Origin of the sequence: Streptomyces galbus (assembly GCF_005280195.1) — a bacterium.
GTDB lineage: Bacteria > Actinomycetota > Actinomycetes > Streptomycetales > Streptomycetaceae > Streptomyces > Streptomyces galbus.
Map to the genome: position 1 here is coordinate 1 of NZ_SZPR01000086.1, position 503 is coordinate 503.

Annotated in this window: 1 protein-coding gene; it reads left to right on the forward strand. The window is 69.0% G+C overall.

The window, feature by feature from the left end; translation table 11 throughout:
• Positions 1-503: alpha-amylase family glycosyl hydrolase (locus E4U92_RS35655; protein ID WP_241681814.1), on the forward strand; the 503-nt coding region annotated here is incomplete at both ends.

A 503-nucleotide genomic window follows, 5' to 3' on the forward strand; every position in this document is an offset into this window, starting at 1 on the left:
TGGCGGTGCGGCGGGAGTCGCGCGACCCGGTCTCGGAGATCCGGGCCAAGACGCCGGCGATCCCGTCGGGCTGCCAGTGGGGCATCTTCCTGCGCAACCACGACGAGCTCACGCTCGAGATGGTCACCGACGAAGAGCGCGACTACATGTACGCGGAGTACGCCAAGGACCCGCGGATGCGGGCCAACATCGGCATCCGCCGCCGTCTGGCGCCCCTGCTGGACAACGACCGCAACCAGATCGAGCTGTTCACCGCCCTGCTGCTGTCGCTGCCCGGCTCGCCGATCCTGTACTACGGCGACGAGATCGGCATGGGCGACAACATCTGGCTCGGCGACCGCGACGCGGTGCGCACCCCGATGCAGTGGACCCCGGACCGCAACGCCGGCTTCTCCACCTGCGACCCCGGCCGCCTCAACCTCCCGACCATCATGGACCCGGTCCACGGCTACCAGGTCACCAACGTCGAGGCGTCCATGAGCAGCCCCTCGTCGTTGCTGCAC